The sequence below is a fragment of the Candidatus Neomarinimicrobiota bacterium genome, from assembly GCA_041862535.1.
Classification (GTDB): Bacteria; Fidelibacterota; Marinisomatia; order SCGC-AAA003-L08; family TS1B11.
In genome coordinates this window covers 1-15,275 of sequence record JBGVTM010000181.1, presented here as the reverse complement: position 1 = coordinate 15,275, position 15,275 = coordinate 1, and the positions used below count along the sequence as shown (strand labels likewise).

General features: G+C 56.1%; 16 protein-coding genes. 13 read left to right on the top strand and 3 right to left on the bottom strand.

Annotation, left to right across the window (positions count from 1 at the left end; all coding sequences use genetic code 11):
• Positions 1-147: 147 nt before the first annotated feature.
• The 13 genes from ACETWG_06580 (at position 148) to ACETWG_06520 (ending at position 9,951) form a co-directional block, all read left to right on the top strand.
• Complete coding sequence (locus tag ACETWG_06580) at positions 148-306, top strand: hypothetical protein (protein ID MFB0516253.1); 159 nt, start codon at positions 148-150, stop codon at positions 304-306.
• Positions 307-383: 77 nt separating this feature from the next.
• Positions 384-1,406, top strand: coding sequence for a DUF2380 domain-containing protein (locus tag ACETWG_06575; protein ID MFB0516252.1), 1,023 nt, complete (start codon positions 384-386; stop codon positions 1,404-1,406).
• Between the two features lie 14 nt (positions 1,407-1,420).
• The gene (locus tag ACETWG_06570) at positions 1,421-1,960 is read left to right on the top strand and encodes a hypothetical protein (protein MFB0516251.1); all 540 of its coding nucleotides are present in this window, start codon (positions 1,421-1,423) and stop codon (positions 1,958-1,960) included.
• A 7-nt stretch (positions 1,961-1,967) separates the two neighbouring features.
• Complete coding sequence (gene yidD / locus ACETWG_06565) at positions 1,968-2,348, top strand: membrane protein insertion efficiency factor YidD (protein MFB0516250.1); 381 nt, start codon at positions 1,968-1,970, stop codon at positions 2,346-2,348.
• A gap of 1 nt (position 2,349) precedes the next feature.
• Positions 2,350-3,177, top strand: a complete 828-nt coding sequence (locus tag ACETWG_06560; GenBank protein ID MFB0516249.1) for a hypothetical protein — start codon at positions 2,350-2,352, stop codon at positions 3,175-3,177.
• A 317-nt stretch (positions 3,178-3,494) separates the two neighbouring features.
• Positions 3,495-3,800: a nucleotidyltransferase family protein gene (locus ACETWG_06555; protein ID MFB0516248.1), complete on the top strand. Its 306-nt coding sequence runs from the start codon at positions 3,495-3,497 to the stop codon at positions 3,798-3,800.
• Positions 3,797-4,138 (top strand): DUF86 domain-containing protein, encoded by a 342-nt coding sequence (locus ACETWG_06550; protein ID MFB0516247.1) that lies wholly within the window; start codon positions 3,797-3,799, stop codon positions 4,136-4,138. Before ACETWG_06555 ends, ACETWG_06550 begins: the two co-directional genes overlap by 4 nt.
• A gap of 140 nt (positions 4,139-4,278) precedes the next feature.
• Positions 4,279-4,668, top strand: coding sequence for a RidA family protein (locus tag ACETWG_06545; protein MFB0516246.1), 390 nt, complete (start codon positions 4,279-4,281; stop codon positions 4,666-4,668).
• A gap of 130 nt (positions 4,669-4,798) precedes the next feature.
• Complete coding sequence (locus tag ACETWG_06540; protein ID MFB0516245.1) at positions 4,799-5,683, top strand: diacylglycerol kinase family protein; 885 nt, start codon at positions 4,799-4,801, stop codon at positions 5,681-5,683.
• Positions 5,683-6,138 (top strand): DUF5683 domain-containing protein, encoded by a 456-nt coding sequence (locus ACETWG_06535; GenBank protein ID MFB0516244.1) that lies wholly within the window; start codon positions 5,683-5,685, stop codon positions 6,136-6,138. The genes ACETWG_06540 and ACETWG_06535 overlap by 1 nt, the downstream gene beginning before the upstream one ends.
• Positions 6,135-7,496: a sodium-dependent transporter gene (locus ACETWG_06530; GenBank protein MFB0516243.1), complete on the top strand. Its 1,362-nt coding sequence runs from the start codon at positions 6,135-6,137 to the stop codon at positions 7,494-7,496. The genes ACETWG_06535 and ACETWG_06530 overlap by 4 nt, the downstream gene beginning before the upstream one ends.
• A gap of 29 nt (positions 7,497-7,525) precedes the next feature.
• Positions 7,526-8,926: an amidophosphoribosyltransferase gene (gene purF / locus ACETWG_06525; GenBank protein ID MFB0516242.1), complete on the top strand. Its 1,401-nt coding sequence runs from the start codon at positions 7,526-7,528 to the stop codon at positions 8,924-8,926.
• Between the two features lie 14 nt (positions 8,927-8,940).
• Complete coding sequence (locus tag ACETWG_06520) at positions 8,941-9,951, top strand: hypothetical protein (protein MFB0516241.1); 1,011 nt, start codon at positions 8,941-8,943, stop codon at positions 9,949-9,951.
• A 7-nt stretch (positions 9,952-9,958) separates the two neighbouring features.
• On the opposite strand, the gene ACETWG_06515 is transcribed toward ACETWG_06520, so the two are convergent.
• The 3 genes from ACETWG_06515 to ACETWG_06505 form a co-directional block, all read right to left on the bottom strand.
• Positions 9,959-10,720: a hypothetical protein gene (locus ACETWG_06515; protein ID MFB0516240.1), complete on the bottom strand. Its 762-nt coding sequence runs from the start codon at positions 10,718-10,720 to the stop codon at positions 9,959-9,961.
• Positions 10,721-10,836: 116 nt separating this feature from the next.
• Positions 10,837-13,986, bottom strand: a complete 3,150-nt coding sequence (locus ACETWG_06510; protein ID MFB0516239.1) for a DNA polymerase III subunit alpha — start codon at positions 13,984-13,986, stop codon at positions 10,837-10,839.
• 61 nt (positions 13,987-14,047) lie between these two features.
• Positions 14,048-15,247: a hypothetical protein gene (locus tag ACETWG_06505; GenBank protein MFB0516238.1), complete on the bottom strand. Its 1,200-nt coding sequence runs from the start codon at positions 15,245-15,247 to the stop codon at positions 14,048-14,050.
• Positions 15,248-15,275: the final 28 nt, after the last annotated feature.

Genomic DNA, 15,275 nt, shown 5'->3' with positions numbered 1-15,275 from the left:
TGGGTATCGAAATAGCGTTAGGGGAATTTTGACTATACCTGCTGCCGGTTCTCGTGATTATTAAAACCAATCCAATTCCCTCGTTTGTATTTTGCATTTCCCACCTGAACAGTTGAAACCCAACACTTGAAACTCCAGAAGCAATACATGCTTCAGGTGATCCATACTACCCGAGCACCGGCAGCGCTACTCACTGCTCCGACCAAGACCCCCGTCCGCCGCCTGGACGAGACCAGGGCCAACCGGGAACCGGATGTGCGCTGGCGGTTGGAAAGTGCACAATTATCGTCAACCAAGGGTGGATAATAGCTTTATTCAATATAAAAGATTGTTTATATTTATGTAGGAATAAGCCCATAGCAGTATTCAAGAGGGAAATAATTATGAGGGCCACGGGCATATTCAAGTATGATCCCGTTCATTTTCTAAGTTGCATCCTCTTCCCATACACCATCATCACTGCTCAAGTGATACCTATCGCAGTGCTCGACTTCGAAGGATTCGGCATTTCGCAGAATGAAGCCATTGCCCTATCCAACCGGCTGAGAAATGAGCTTTTCAAGCTCGGGACATTTGAGGTGGTAGACCGCGGCATGATGGAAACCATTCTCTCCGAGCAGGACTTCCAGATGGCTGGCTGCACCTCGGATGAATGCCTGGTTCAGGTGGGTCGCCTGATAGGTGCGCAGCAGATGGTCGGGGGAAGCGTCAGCAAAGTCGGCAAAACCTTTTCCGTCTCGGCACGAGTTGTGGATGTAGAAACCGGTAAATTGCTCGGTGTTTCAGATTTTGACCTGAAAGGCGAACTGGATGACATGCTCACCGATGGGATGAAGATTGTATCCTTCATGCTGGCTGGGCGAAATGACGAGGCCGAAGCGCTGGAACAAGAGGTGCTCGCAAGAGCGGAGGCAGCTGTCACCCCGGCACCCCAACCGCAGCTGCCGATCACCCCAATCCCGGGCCGGCAGCCATCCTTCTCCGGCGATGCCCAACTGCTTATGCTGTATGATAGTCAAAAGAAGAATCCGACCATGGCCTCGTGCCTGTCCTGCCTGATCCCCAGCTTGGGTCATGCTTATATCGGCGATTGGACCAGGGGCCTCATTTTCGGAGGTGCGAGATTTGCGCTTGCGTTTATTGCATCAGATTTGGGGATGAAAGAAGTAGAAAAAATAGATGAGTGGGGAGATACTTATATCGATTATGAATACAATGCGTTTTATTCGGTCGGGATGATCGGATATATCGGCCTGTCTATCTGGGAAATGATTGACGTATCAAAAAAGACCAAGGAATATAACGAGAATCTATACAAGCGCCTTTTCTCGGGACAGGCTAACCTGGGGCTGAATATGGTCCCAACTAAAGATGGGACTATCTTGACATTATCTTACTCCTTTTGAGAGGGAGTTGCAGGATGATGATCCCCAAGCGGTTCCTTATCATATTGATAGCGCCGCTGGTCTTTGTAGCGTGTGCCATCGCGCCACAAGTGATGCAGATGGTTCCTGACGTCAGCGGCGGCGCATTCCATCACAGTAATAAGAGATTAATTCTAGGGACGGTTACAGGCGGCGAAGAAAGTGACCCCTTTATTAAGGGATCAAGAATAGACGCCCTGTCATTTAGAGGAGCGTTGCTGGTGGCGTTGGGAGAAGCACGACTCTTCCAAATGGTACGGGACTATACGGCGGCAGACTACACCCTTAATGCGATGATTGTATCCCAGGATCAACCAATTATCGGCGTTGATATGACCGTCAGCCTGATCGTGAGGTATTATCTGGTAGATAGCTCTAATAATCAACTGGTCTGGTCAAAGGATATTATATCTACATACCAGGCAGCATTCTTGGAATCCTTGGTTGCATCTGAACGTGTTAGAAAGGCCAATGAAGGCGCGGTTAGAACAAATTTAGGCTACCTCCTGGCTGAGCTTTCATCATTGCAGCTATGAAAATATTGTGGGAGCCAGGCCAATATTATTATTGTTAGCGGTACTATTTGCTAGCGATATACTGGGCCAGGATAGCACTCAGGCCCTTATTACCCCTGAACACAGCAAGAATCAAGACTCCGACGTCTACGGATGGGCCTTTGGATTTTACCAGGAGTACATTTCACCTGCTGCTGGTGATCGTTGTCTTATGTATCCCAGTTGTTCTGCTTATGCCTGGGAGGCCATAAATCGTTATGGATTCTTCCGTGGTCTTATCATGACCGCTGATCGACTGATGCGCTGCGGTAATGATTTGCATCTGTATGACACCATCGTTTTAAATGGCCGCTGGTATGCTCTCGACCCTGTTGAGATGAATGCGTCAATTTTCAGAGCGAAGGAATAATGTGAGAATACTTCTCGCTGGTTTCCTGCTTCTCATTCCATTGCATAGGTCTCTTTTTCCGCAGGGAAATTCCGTACTGGATTTCGCCGATCACCTTTACAATAGCGAGCAGTATGACCGCGCCATAACGGAGTATGAGCGCTATTTGTATACCCGTGCAAGGACTGCCAGAGACTCGGGCTATGGTATCATTCAAATCGAAAAGTGTTACTATTTGGCCGGTAATTATCAGGGTGCTATTTCATATTTTGAAGCGATGAGACCGGTGATATCGAATGTCGATACTATATATGCTGCAATGATCCACTACGCCGGGCTCAGCTATCTGAAATTGGGCCACCCCGGCTCTGCGATCCTCTTCTTGAGACAAAACACCGACGATCCGAGGTCGCAATATTTCCTGGGCGTATCCAATCTCTATTTATATAACTGGGACGAAGCACATGCCTACTTCAAGGCATTGGAGACCTGTGATGATACGTCAATCGCGGCAGCTTCAAAACGACTGGCCATAGCTGCACAGGATGGGGAAAGAATAAAAGCGAAGAGCCCAATTCTTGCGGCTATCTTATCGGGCATTATTCCAGGGTCGGGTTATCTGTATACCGGCAACTATCAGACTGCATTCGTGGCCTTGGTTATAAATTCATTGTTGTTGGGTTCAAGCTATGAAATCGCTAGAAATGGCTTAAAGGTTACGGGTACCACGGCAACTGTTTTATCAATGGGATGGTATCTGGGGAATATTTTTGGCTCTTTCAATGCCGCAGTGAAATACAACGACAGGCTGAAGAAAGAACATATTGCAAAATCCCTCCCTGACTGGTGAATAGATAGTGCTGGCGTCTGATAGTTCGACATTCGCCGGTATTCTCTTGATTGTTCCTGCGCCCGGTTCGTACAACTGCATTGGATTCCGCCCTTGCAGTCCTTACTTCAGACAATAATTCTCGAAAAGATATACCATAGGTAATACTTTGGAATATAATTTTCTAATTATAATTGAATCGGTTCGCGAGGTAATCCATGCGTAGCATCATCCACACTGCCCAAGCCCCGGAGGCCATCGGTCCCTACAGCCAGGGGGGTATCTTGGGGCTAGGGGCTCGGGTATGGGGAATTGAGCCCTTCTATGCAAAGTGAAAAATGAAAGTTTCAAAAATGAAGACCCGAGCCGAGATAGAAGCCGCCCTGAAACAACTTAAGCCCTCCCTTGTGGAGAATTTCAAGGTGAAGGAGATCGGGATTTTCGGCTCATATGCCCGCGGGGAATACATGGAGGAAAGCGATGTAGATATTTTAGTTGAGTTTAGTGAACCGGTAGGATGGGAATTCTTTGATCTTAAGGAACTTCTGGCTGAGATTCTAAGCCAGGAAGTAGATTTAGTTACAATTGGAGGGTTAAGACCACAATTCAAGGATAAAATCTTGCAAGAGGTTGTTTACATTTGAGAAGGATCAATTACAAACTATTTATTGAAGATATACTTGCAGCGATGGATAAAATTGAGCGCTACACAGAAGATTTGACTTATGAAACCTTTGTGAAAAATGAGCTGGTCGTTGACGCTGTCATACGCAATCTTGAAATTATTGGTGAGGCTTCGAGGAATATCCCGGAGGATGTCAGGGATAGATATAGCGATGTCCCTTGGGAAAGGATGATCGCGCTAAGGAATATCGCAGCTCATGAATACTTTCGTGTTGATTTGGCTATTATCTGGGAGATCATCACTGAAAATTTACCCGACACCAAACCTGAGATTCGAGAGATGAGAGATAAGGAGTAATGAGCAGATTTGCTACTTTGAACTTCAACACAGGAACCTATTCAGGGAAAACCTGAAACCTGGTATCCTGCTATATTCCCCACCGCGGATTACCTTGGGCAGGCTCGAAACCCCTAACCCGTAACTTATTGGAAAGACCCATGCGCACCATCATCCACACTTCCCAAGCCCCGGAGGCCATCGGCCCTTACAGCCAGGGTGTCTGCTGCGGTGATCTGATCTTCACCGCCGGGCAAATACCACTAGATCCCGCCACCGGTAAACTGGTGGAAGGTCCCTTCGAGGACCAGGTCTATCAGGTCCTTCGCAATATTTCGGGAATCCTGTCAGCAACCGGAGCAAGCTCTCTGGAGAATGTCATCAAGTTCACCGTCTATCTCACCGACCTGAATAACTTTGCTGCCTTGAACAAGGTATTTGAACGCTATTTCTCCCGGGAACCGCCGGCCCGCTCGGTGGTGCAGGTCGCCGCCCTGCCGCTGGGAGCCGAGGTGGAAATCGAAGCGGTAGCCTTACGGGAAGGGACTTGAGGCTCGGGGCCTGTTTTGAACCAGCTCCAGAGGTAATTCACTCGAAACTCATAAAAGATAGTAGTTTAATGTTTATTAAAGGAAAACAGCAACTAGTCTCCAGACTTAAATCTCCGGTCTCGAGATGGCTATGAAGCAGATCTTGGTCATTGCCAACCCGGCCGCCTCCCGCGGTGGGGCCGTTAAAGCCCTGGAGAAGGTGCGCCGAATCACTAAGGAGCACAAGGATTACTGCAGCTTTGACTTTATGGTCACGGAGAATCCCGAGCACGCCACCGAGCTGGCCAAGGCTCACGCCCGTGACTATGACCTGGTGGCCGCCTTCGGGGGTGATGGGACTGTCAACGAGGTAGTGCAGGGGATGGTGGGTGGCACCACACCCCTGGCGGTTATCCCCTATGGGACCGGCAATGACTTCGCCCGCAGCGCCGGTATTCCTCTGAGTATCGACGCAGCCATGGAGCTGCTCTGCCATGGAACGGCTACACCCATCGATGTGGGATTTGTAAATGGGCGCTACTTCGTCAACGCCGTAGGCATCGGCTTTGATGGGCGGGTCAACTACGAGGCCGAGCAGATCCAGTGGCTCAGGGGTCCCTTGGTTATCCTAGTGGCCATCTTCCGCACCATGTGGAGCTGGAAAGCCGTTCCGATGACCCTTACCGTCGATAACCAGACCATTTCCCGTACCACTTATCTGGTGGGAATCGGAAACGGGCCGTTTATCGGCGGGGGACTTAAACTGACACCGGCAGCACGCGTCGATGATCATATATTGCATGTCTGTCATGTGGAGGATATTTCGCCCCTCAAGATCATCGCGAATTTTGGCCGTCTAAAGACCGGCACCATCGACAGAATTAAGGAGGTGACCCAGCTGACCGGGGCTAATATCACGGTTGTAAGCGAGCTGCCCATGCCGGTGCATGTTGATGGGGAAGTAATGGGATTGGACGTCTATAAGCTCGATTTACGCATCTTACCGTCGGCCATTCAGATCGTGCGGAATATCTAGTGAGATCACCTCGCTGCCCGTTATTGGTGCTGGTGCTGGTCCTGGTGCTCCTTCAGTCTATTGGGGGTCAGACCCCCGAAACACAGCCTGCCTCATCAGACACTTTGCAGCGGGTACCGAACCCTCGCACGGCACTGCTGTTAGGACTGATTCCCGGGGGTGGGCAGATTTACAATCGGGCCTGGCTGAAGTCGATCCTGGTGATAGCAGCCCAGGGGTATTATGCCTATCAATTCCAGCAGAGCAGGGATCACTACAACCACTATGAGCCCTCGTTGCCCCATTCCCAGAACTACTATCTCGATATGCGAAACAAATATGCGTGGCGCTCGCTGCTCGTCTACCTCCTGGGTATGATGGACGCCTACGTTGATGCCCACCTGAGTACGTTTCCACCAGATACCACCCAACTAGCCAGGTTGCCTTCAAACCACCCGATTGAGGAGCGTCCATGACCAGGGAGCGTGAACAATGGGGCAGCCGGGTAGGTTTTATTCTGGCCGCGGCGGGATCGACTGTCGGCCTGGGAAATATCTGGCGCTTTCCCTACGTTGCCGGGCAGAATGGCGGTGCTGCCTTTACGCTGGTTTACCTGGCTTGCCTATTAGTGGTGGCACTGCCGATATTGCTGGCGGAGTTCGCCATCGGCCGCAAGACGCAGCTTAATCCGGTGGGCGCCTTCCGGACTTTGGCGAAGCGCCCGGCCTGGAAATGGGTCGGCTTCCTGGGAGTGTCCGCCGCCTTTGTCATCCTCGCCTTTTACGCCGTAGTAGGCGGGTGGACGATGAATTATACCTGGCTGGCAATAAAAGGCACTTTCAACGAGTTCGTACCTGGAAGCGATCTGGCCGGCCAGATGTTCGATAGTTTTACCACTAGTCCCATCAGACCCGTTGTCTGGCACCTAATCTTCATGGGATTGTGCATCCTGATCATTGCCAAGGGCGTCAAGGGGGGTATCGAGCGCTGGAGCAAGATCCTGATGCCCCTGTTGCTGGCTATTCTGTTGATACTGGTCATCCGGGGAATCACCCTGAAGGGCTCGATGGAGGGTATCCGCTTTCTGTTCCAGCCCAAGTGGGGAGACCTGGGTACCAGCGGGGTAATGCAAGCCCTGGGACAGTCTTTCTTCACCATGAGCCTGGGCATGGGAGCCATGATTACCTACGGCAGCTACCTGCGACGCGATTCCGACCTGGTGAAGTCCGCTTTTTGGGTCATTATTCTGGATACCTCCATCGCACTGTTGGCGGGGGTGGCTATCTTCAGTGCGGTCTTCGCCTTCGGTCAGAATCCGGCCGGGGGGGATGGCCTGGTCTTCATGGTGCTGCCTACTCTCTTTCCCCAGATCCCGGGCGGACGGGTCTTCGCCGTCTTCTTTTTCTTTCTCCTCTTCGTGGCGGCCCTGACCTCGGCTATTTCCATCCTCGAAGTCGTTACCGCCTATTTCATCGATGAGAAAAAATGGAGCCGCCCGGTGGCAACCTATACCTTCGGCGGAATCATTGCCCTAGTAGGCGTCTTTGCCTCTCTTTCGAAGGGTGAATTCAACATCCTCAACCCCATCACTCAGCAGAGTTTCTTTAGTTTCCTGGAAGATTTTTCAGCAGGTTATATGCTTCCCATTGGTGGTCTCTTGACCGCTATCTTTATCCTGGTTCAGTGGAAGGTGCCGAACTTCATTGAAGAACTCAGAACCGGCAGCACCTGGTTTAAAGTGCCCAAGTATCTGGCTATGGCTTTCTTCATCATTGCCGGCAGTGTGGTGGCCTATATCCTCTTTGATGCGGTTCTGGAACTATTTACCTCATGAGGTGGTTGTACCGACGTAATAGCTAGACTATGTGCGGTATTATCGGTATTTACGGCAATCCTGAAGCCGCCACCCTGGCCTACCTGGGCTTGTATGCCCAGCAGCACCGCGGCCAGGAAGGAGCGGGCATCGTTTCCTATGATGGTGAGCGGGTGCACCGTCACATGGGACAGGGTCTGGTCGCCGACGTTTTCGCCGATCCGGTCAGCTTAAAAGAGCTGCCGGGCACGATGGCCATCGGACATACGCGCTATTCAACCACTGGTGGTCTGGATGTCATAAATGTGGGACCCCTGCTTTTCAATGTGGAGGATGAGCCTGTTTCCATTGCCCACAATGGGAATCTGGTAAATATGACGGGCACACGTCGGCGGCTCCAGAAGGAGGGGGCCATTTTCCAGACCGCTACCGATACTGAAATTATTGTCCACCTCATGGCCCGGGCTTCCGACGAGCGGATGTTTGATCGGCTGGCGACGGCCCTGGAGCAGGTGGAGGGCGCCTATTCCCTGCTCATCCTGGCTCCGGAAGGGCTGATTGCGGCCCGGGATCCCTTCGGCTGGCGGCCGTTCACCCTGGGGAGGCTGGGGGAGACCTGGGTAGCGGCTTCCGAAACGTGTGCCCTGGACCTGCTGGGAGCCGAGGAGTTGCGCGACGTTGAGCCGGGGGAAATCCTGGCCATTAACAATGATGGACTCCAATCCGTTTATCACCCGCCCAAGCGCACCCCCAAGCACTGCATATTCGAATACATCTACTTCTCCCGACCTGATTCCCGGATTTTTGGCACCAACGTGGACAAATTACGCCGCAAGCTGGGCAAGACCCTGGCGGAGGAGGCCCCGGCGCCAACGGCCGATATCGTTATCTCGGTGCCCGACTCCAGCAATACCGCCACCCTGGGTTACTCCTCACGCAGCGGTATCAAACACGAAATCGGTCTAATCCGTAACCACTACGTTGGCCGGAGCTTCATTCGACCCGAGCAGGAGCTGCGGGATCTCACCGTGAAACTGAAGTTCAATACGGTAAAAGGCGTTCTGGCGGATCGGGAAGTGGTTATTGTTGATGACAGCATTGTCCGGGGCACGACCATGCGCAACCTGGTGCGCCTTCTGCGCCAGGCGGGAGTTAAAAAAGTCCATGTGCGGGTCAGCTCGCCGCCTATCCGCCATCACTGTCAATTCGGCCTGGATTTCCCCACGGAAGAGGAACTAATTGCCAATCAGCGCACAAAGGACCAGATCGAGGCCTATCTGGGGGTGGATAGCTTGACTTACATCTCGCTGAAAGGAATGTTGGACAGCATGGATTTGCCGCCCGACCACTTCTGCACCGCTTGCTTCTCCGGTGATTATCCTATCACGCTGTCGGAAGGGTTCGACAAGGACATTTTCGAGATTAATAAACGGACGCCCAGCGATCGTTAATTGACACTCATACCATGGCAAAGACTGCTTCCACTCACCTGCAAACCGAACAGAGCGGCCTGAAAGGGACGTTTGACCACCTGCTGGATAGATTATATCCCCGGTTGGACTGGCTCTTCCTGCTGCGACCCACCATCTTTATCCCCGTCTGGGTGACCACCGCTGCCGGCCTGGGCGGGGGTCAATGGCTTTCCGTGCCCAACCTCTTCTGGCGGGTGGCCTGGGACTGGGGAATTTGTCTGCTTTTCGTCGGGGTTACTTTGATTACCGCTGCGGCCTTCCTTCGGACCCAGCTGCAGGAAGGGGGGGAACTAGACATTAAAGGCTATCCTTCGGTGCTTAAGGAGGGAAACATAGCTTCCGGTAAAGCCCGGCGATTGACGTGGATCCTCCTTGGCCTTGGCTTGGTACTGGTTATACCAGGCGGTTGGCTGGCCCTGCTGACAGGCGCGGCCCTCTTTGTGATATGGGGCTTGTTGTACGGCTCACTGCCAGCCATATGGGGGAATCGGCCGGTAGTTGAAGCCAGCATTCATCTCCTGGCCGGTGCTGCCCTGTTTTACCTGGGCTGGGCCGCCAGTGGCGCGCCGCTAGTGGACAGTCTGAATCTGGCAGCACCCTACCTTCTGGCCTTCGCCGGTGTCAGTGGGTTGACGGCGATCACGCCCGGCCCGCAACATCTCGCTGCTGGTGCCAGACCGAGCAACGTGCTGATCACTTTCACGCTCGCGATTGCCACCCTTATGGCGGCTGTCGCCACTGTATGGGGCTACCGGAATGGTGATCCGGTGATCTCCACAACGGCCGTTCTCACCCTGCCCTTTTTTGTAGTGGCCTTATATTACAGGCGCATGCGGGACGTAGTGCGAACCAACCGCTATTTAGTCTTGATCTTTGCCATTTTTGTCGGTTCGCGCTATCCTTTACTCTTTATCCCCATCATCATCGACTTCTACCTATCCCGGTACTACTATCGGCGGCGCTTCGGATTCGTCCACCCAGCCTTCCACGCCGAGCACGAGTAGACAGTACTTACATAATCCAGGTCAATTGAGCATGAGCGATGGTCCAGTGCCCGTTCTGCTTAGTGAGATAGGCGAATCCTCCCTGGTAGACAATTTGGTAATATACTTTAGCATGTTCAAGGGCGTAGTCTATTAGAATGAAAGATGCGAGTGGATGGGTCTCGACGTGCCATCCAAACCAATGCCCAGGAATAATGCGGATATATCGATTGAGAAAATCCACCCGCTCCCAGACTTCGGCTGTATCACCAATAAATGCGGTGATAATGTCCTGGTATTTTTGTGAATAATAGATCGATGGGGCATTTGAAAAGAGTGTCTGCGGCCGAAAGTTTAGAATGCTGTCTTCGACTTCCGGCGTGAGATAGCTATATATCCAAAGGCTATCAGGAAGGTTGTTTCGGACGAATCCAAAATCCACCCGGTTCTGAATTACCGCATAGCGGATGCCAGCATATAGGGAGTCACCCCACTCCGAGCCACCAGTTGCTGAAAGATTGAAGGGATTATAAAATTTGGTGAATACTTCGAAAATCGCTCGCTTGGCCGCTGACAGCTGCGACAGCTCCTGATCTGAAATGTGGGGGATTCCCTGCTGCCAGTTCTCAAAGAATTTTCCTAGCAGCGGATCTGATTGTTCCTGGTAGGCTTGTTCGAGTGGCGAAGCCTCATACCGCGGGGTCTCTACTTCTGGCTCTGAACAGCCGTAGAAGCACATCCCGATAATGATGCCCAAAAAGACCCAGGGAAGGACACTGCCACTTCTCATTTTATTTCCCCATTGATCAAGACTCTGCGCTTACTGCCGGAGAGAATTGGAATGCTCGTTATATAAAATATAGGGCACCGCGCTATGTAAATCAAATTATCCGCTTGTCTGGGACGCTATTTTTTCTGCGCCCACTTCTTGACTGATTGTCCCAGGCTGACCAGCTTCTCGATGGTGACTGTATAGACCCCCCAGGCTTCCTCCACCTTCCCGCGGATAAGGAACAGCTTCTCCCAGCGCACCAGGTCGTTGAACAGCTTGTATTGGGCGGGAAAGAGAACGCACTCGAACAAACCCGTCTGGTCCTCGAAGGTGAGGAACTCCATGGCCTCGCCCTGCCGGGTTTTCACCGTCTTGGTGGTAAGGCATACCCCTGCCAGGGTGATGGTGGCTCCCACGTGGTGGGGGATGCCACGGGCCGGGGTGGCCCGCCCCTGGAGGGCTTCCTGGAAGGGGTCCAGCGGGTGTTGGGACAGCGGATAACCGAAGGATTCCACTTCCATATCGAACTGTTGCCGCTCGGTGAGGGGGCGCATAGGGGGGTGTTGTCTCTCGCTTTTGCCTGCTGGGCCGCTCAGCTGACTTTCGATGCCTGCCAGAACCCCGCTGGCGACTTGGGCCCCGGCGGTGGCGGCGGCGTGCCGCTCCATGAGCTGCAGCAGCAGGTCGGGCCGGGAGCGCTCCGGTTCCAGCTCGTCAAAGCAGCCGGCGCGGATGAGTGCCCGGCAGTTGGCAAAGGGGATCCTGGTACGCTCCAGAAAATCCGCCAGAGAAGCGAAGTCGCCCTGCTTGCGCTCATTAAGCACGACCGCAATGCTGGCAGCCTGGAGGGAGCGGATTTCCATGAAACCCACCCGGATTTTGCCGTTATGCCCTTTCCATGCCCGCTGGCTGCGGTTGATGTGGGGCGGAAGGATGGTAACCCCCAGGCGCCGGGCCTCGCTCATATAGGCGTACGGCGAGTAGTAGCCGCCCCGGTTGGAGATCACCGCCGCCAGAAACTCCGCCGGGTAGTGAGCTTTCAGGTAGGCACAGGTGAAGGACAGCATGGCGTACGAGGCCGAGTGCGGCTTGCAGAAGGAGTACCCCTGGAAGCTTTCAATCATGTCCCATACATGACGGATCATTTCTTTGTCGTAACCGCGCTTAATTGCCTGTGAGATAAACCTTTCCTTTAAGGCTGGAATCCTGGGCCGCAGGGACCTTTTAGTGCCGATCTTGCGCAGGGTGTCGGCCTCCCCGTAGGAGAAGCCAGCCAGCGCTACGGCCGCCAGAAAGACCTGCTCCTCGTAGACCATGATCCCGTAGCTCTCGTTCAGGAAGTCCAGGTCGGGGTGGAGCAGCTGCCAGGGGGCGCCGTGGATGCGCTGGATGAGGAGGTTGATATAGCGGTTGGCTGCGGGGCGGATGATGGAGGAGTAGATGACCACGTGCTCGAAGTCGGCCCGGCCGGCCTTGGCGAGCAGCTGGCGGGTGGCGGGGCTCTCAATGTAGAAGACCCCCATCGTGCGTCCCTGCTGTATGAGAGCGGTGGTTTTGGGGTCGCCGACAGGCCGGATGTGGTGGTAGGAGAAGTGGTCCTGGGGTCGGCGGTAGAGGTTGATGTGGCGCAGGGTATCCCGTACCACCGCCAAGGAGCGGTTGCCCAGCAGATCGATCTTCACCAGCCCGGCGTCTTCCACCTGGTCCTTCTCCCACTGGACGATGGGGACCCCCTTGGGGGCGGTGAGCACCGGTACGTAGCGGCGGATCTCGTCCGGTACCACGATGACGCCGCCGGGGTGCACCGATGGGTAGTGGAAGACACCCACCAGGCGCAGGGCCAGGTCGAGGATGTGCCGCAGAGTGTCGTCCAGGTTGAGGGCGGGCGTTGGGGCGGTTTTCGGTGCGGGAAGGCCGACGCCGTCCAGCTGCAGGGGGTAGATGTCCCGGCCGAAAAGGTTGGCATGCCCCGCTTCGGCGAATACCAGGGTGATGCGCCGGGTGACGGCCAGGATCTCCTCGTTGGTCAGGCCGTAGACCTTGCCGACCTCGCGCACGGCGGCCCGGGGCTGCAGGGTCACGTGGTTGGCCACCATGGCCGCCCGCTGGTAGCCGTATTTCTGGAAGACGTACTCCAGCACCTCGTCCCGCTCGTCCCAGGCGAAATCCACGTCGATGTCGGGCAGGTCGGTGCGCTCCTCGTGCAGGAACCGCTCGAAGGTGAGGTTGTGGTGCAGGGGGTCCACCTGGGTGATGAACAGGCAGTAGCTGACGATGGAGGCGGCGCCGCTGCCCCGGCCGATGGTGAGGCGCGTTTTGCCGGTCCCGTAGGGATCCCCGCGGACGATGTCAGCCACCACCAGGAAGTAGGAGGCGAATCCCTTGCGGCCGATCAGGTCCAGCTCCTTCTCGATGCGGGCCACCACTTCCGGGGATAGAGGAGCGGGGTAGCGCTGGGCGGCCCCGGTATAGACCAGCTGCCGCAGGCGCGTGTCGGCGTCAGTGCCGGATCCCACGCCGGGGAAGATGGTGCCGGAGAAGTCCCAGTCGGTGTGGCAGCGCCGGGCCAGCTCGTAGGCCCGCTCTACTGCCTCCGGACAATGGGGATAGCGGCGGCGCAGCTCGGCCTCGTCGGCGAAGTAGTGCTGCGGTGACTTGACCTCCCACTCAGGCAGGTCGGAGAGGCGCTCGTTGCGGTCGATGGCCCGCAGCAGCCGGTACAGCTCGGCATCCTCTGGCATCAGGAAACAGACCTCACCGGTGGCCACCGGCGGCAGCCCCAGTTCAGTGCCGGCGGCCAGGAGCGGAGTGCTGTCCCGACCGGGCCGCAGTTCGCCGTAAAGGTGGTCGGCGGGCAGGATACCGGCGAGGCGTTTCAGCAGGGCCGGATCGGGGCACAGTACGAACAGCCCTTCCCCGAAGGCTGCCAGCAGGGCCGCCACGTCGCTCGCGGGCTCGTCATGGACCCGGGAAAGAAGGCGGCAGAGGTTGGCGTAGCCCGCCCGGTTCTCCACCAGGAGTAGCACGTCCTGGGCCGGGAGGGTGTGGTGGTCGCCGCCCATCCCGCAGGGATGCATTCGGAGGAGCACGTGGGCGCCGCAAATGGGCTGCAGGCTGGCCTGGCGGGCCAGCTGGGTAAAGCGCACGAACCCCCACAGGCCGTTGACCTCCGTGAGGGCCAGGTGGGTCATGCCCAGGCTCCGGGCGCGCTCCACCAGCGCCTCCACCGGGGCCGTCCCCCGCAGGGGGGAATAGTGCGAGTGGACGTTCAGGTGGCAGAACATCTGCGCTTTTTCTCAGTTCTAGGTATCTTCCTTCAGTCCCTCTCTCTGAGGGAGGTCAGGGTTAGGAGGCGGCTTGCTTGCTTTCCTGGCCGGGCAGCAGGGCGCTGGCCGGCAGCACCCGGCCGTTTCCGTGCCGCTGGCGGAGGTGGTCCAGGGCGCGGGTGAGGCGCTCCTGCCGTTCTTCCCGCCGGGGGTCGAGGAGGGCCAGCTGCTCGGCGAAGGGCTCCAGCCGGTCGGCGTCCACGGTGAGGGCGCGGAGCCGTCCCCGCCGCCGATTGGCCCGCCGGTAAAGGCCCACCAGCTCCTGCATCACGCTCACGGCATCGTTGCGCGCCAGCCGCCCCACGGCCCGCAGCTCGTAGCCGTCCGTGTAGTGCACCTGGAGCGTCACCCGCCGGGCCACGCGCCCCGACCGCCGCAGCTGGTACCCCACCGTCTCCGCCAGCAGCTGCACCGCCCCCTGCAGCCGCTCCTCGTCGTTGGTGTCCTCCGGGAGGACATAGCGCTCCACGATATGGTCGGAGGCAATACCCAGCTGCAGCGGCCTGACCACCGAGGTGTCGATGCCCTGGGCCTGGGCGGCCACCTGCCGGGCGAAAGCCCCGAACACCGCCTGCCGCAGGGACTCCCGCACGATCAAATGCTGTACGTCCTGGATAATCAGCAGGTTGAGGTCCATTATCGCGCGGTGGACGGGCTTCTCCCGGGCCACGGGCAGCATGCGGCTGCGCAGGGGGGCCAGAAACCCCGGCTCGTTCCCCTGGGGCACCTCCAGCACGTGGTCGTCCCATGGTAATCTCGTGGCGATGGCGGTCACCAGCTTGTTGCGGCCGATGCCCACCCGCGGCGTCAGGTCTAGCTGCCCGGCCACGTCCCGGGCCAGCAGATGTCCCGCCTGCTCCAGGGAACGGTAAATGCCCACCATGCCGCTCATGTCCAGGAAAAAACTGCCGTAGCCCACCGGCTCCACCGCCGGGGAAAACCGCACCAGCCGCTGGAACAGAATCCCCTGCACCTTCTGGTACAGGGCGGCGTTGAAGGGTAGCAGCACGGTAATGCGCGAGACCTTCCGCGCCAGTGACACCCGCATCCCCCGGCTAAGCCCCTCCGCCCGCGCCTCGGACGAGAGGTCCAGGATGGTGCCGTTCTGCGCCGGGGAGGTGATCACCGCGATGGGATGGGTGGCCAGGGTGGGGTCCACCAGCCGCTCCGCCTGCACGGCGAACTGGCTCAGCCGCGTATGGAACACCCGCGTGAACATGTCCCCTCAGAACTTCCGGATGACCCCG

Excerpts from the sequence above, each read along its gene's own strand:
- ACETWG_06530 (MFB0516243.1), top strand. The coding sequence starts at position 6,135 with ATGACCAGGGAGCGTGAACAATGGGGCAGCCGGGTAGGTTTTATTCTG.
- ACETWG_06570 (MFB0516251.1), top strand. The coding sequence starts at position 1,421 with ATGATGATCCCCAAGCGGTTCCTTATCATATTGATAGCGCCGCTGGTC.
- ACETWG_06575 (MFB0516252.1), top strand. The coding sequence starts at position 384 with ATGAGGGCCACGGGCATATTCAAGTATGATCCCGTTCATTTTCTAAGT.
- ACETWG_06510 (MFB0516239.1), bottom strand. The coding sequence starts at position 13,986 with ATGTTCTGCCACCTGAACGTCCACTCGCACTATTCCCCCCTGCGGGGG.
- ACETWG_06515 (MFB0516240.1), bottom strand. The coding sequence starts at position 10,720 with ATGAGAAGTGGCAGTGTCCTTCCCTGGGTCTTTTTGGGCATCATTATC.
- ACETWG_06555 (MFB0516248.1), top strand. The coding sequence starts at position 3,495 with ATGAAAGTTTCAAAAATGAAGACCCGAGCCGAGATAGAAGCCGCCCTG.
- ACETWG_06520 (MFB0516241.1), top strand. The coding sequence starts at position 8,941 with ATGGCAAAGACTGCTTCCACTCACCTGCAAACCGAACAGAGCGGCCTG.
- ACETWG_06580 (MFB0516253.1), top strand. The coding sequence starts at position 148 with ATGCTTCAGGTGATCCATACTACCCGAGCACCGGCAGCGCTACTCACT.
- ACETWG_06540 (MFB0516245.1), top strand. The coding sequence starts at position 4,799 with ATGAAGCAGATCTTGGTCATTGCCAACCCGGCCGCCTCCCGCGGTGGG.
- purF (MFB0516242.1), top strand. The coding sequence starts at position 7,526 with ATGTGCGGTATTATCGGTATTTACGGCAATCCTGAAGCCGCCACCCTG.
- ACETWG_06545 (MFB0516246.1), top strand. The coding sequence starts at position 4,279 with ATGCGCACCATCATCCACACTTCCCAAGCCCCGGAGGCCATCGGCCCT.
- ACETWG_06505 (MFB0516238.1), bottom strand. The coding sequence starts at position 15,247 with ATGTTCACGCGGGTGTTCCATACGCGGCTGAGCCAGTTCGCCGTGCAG.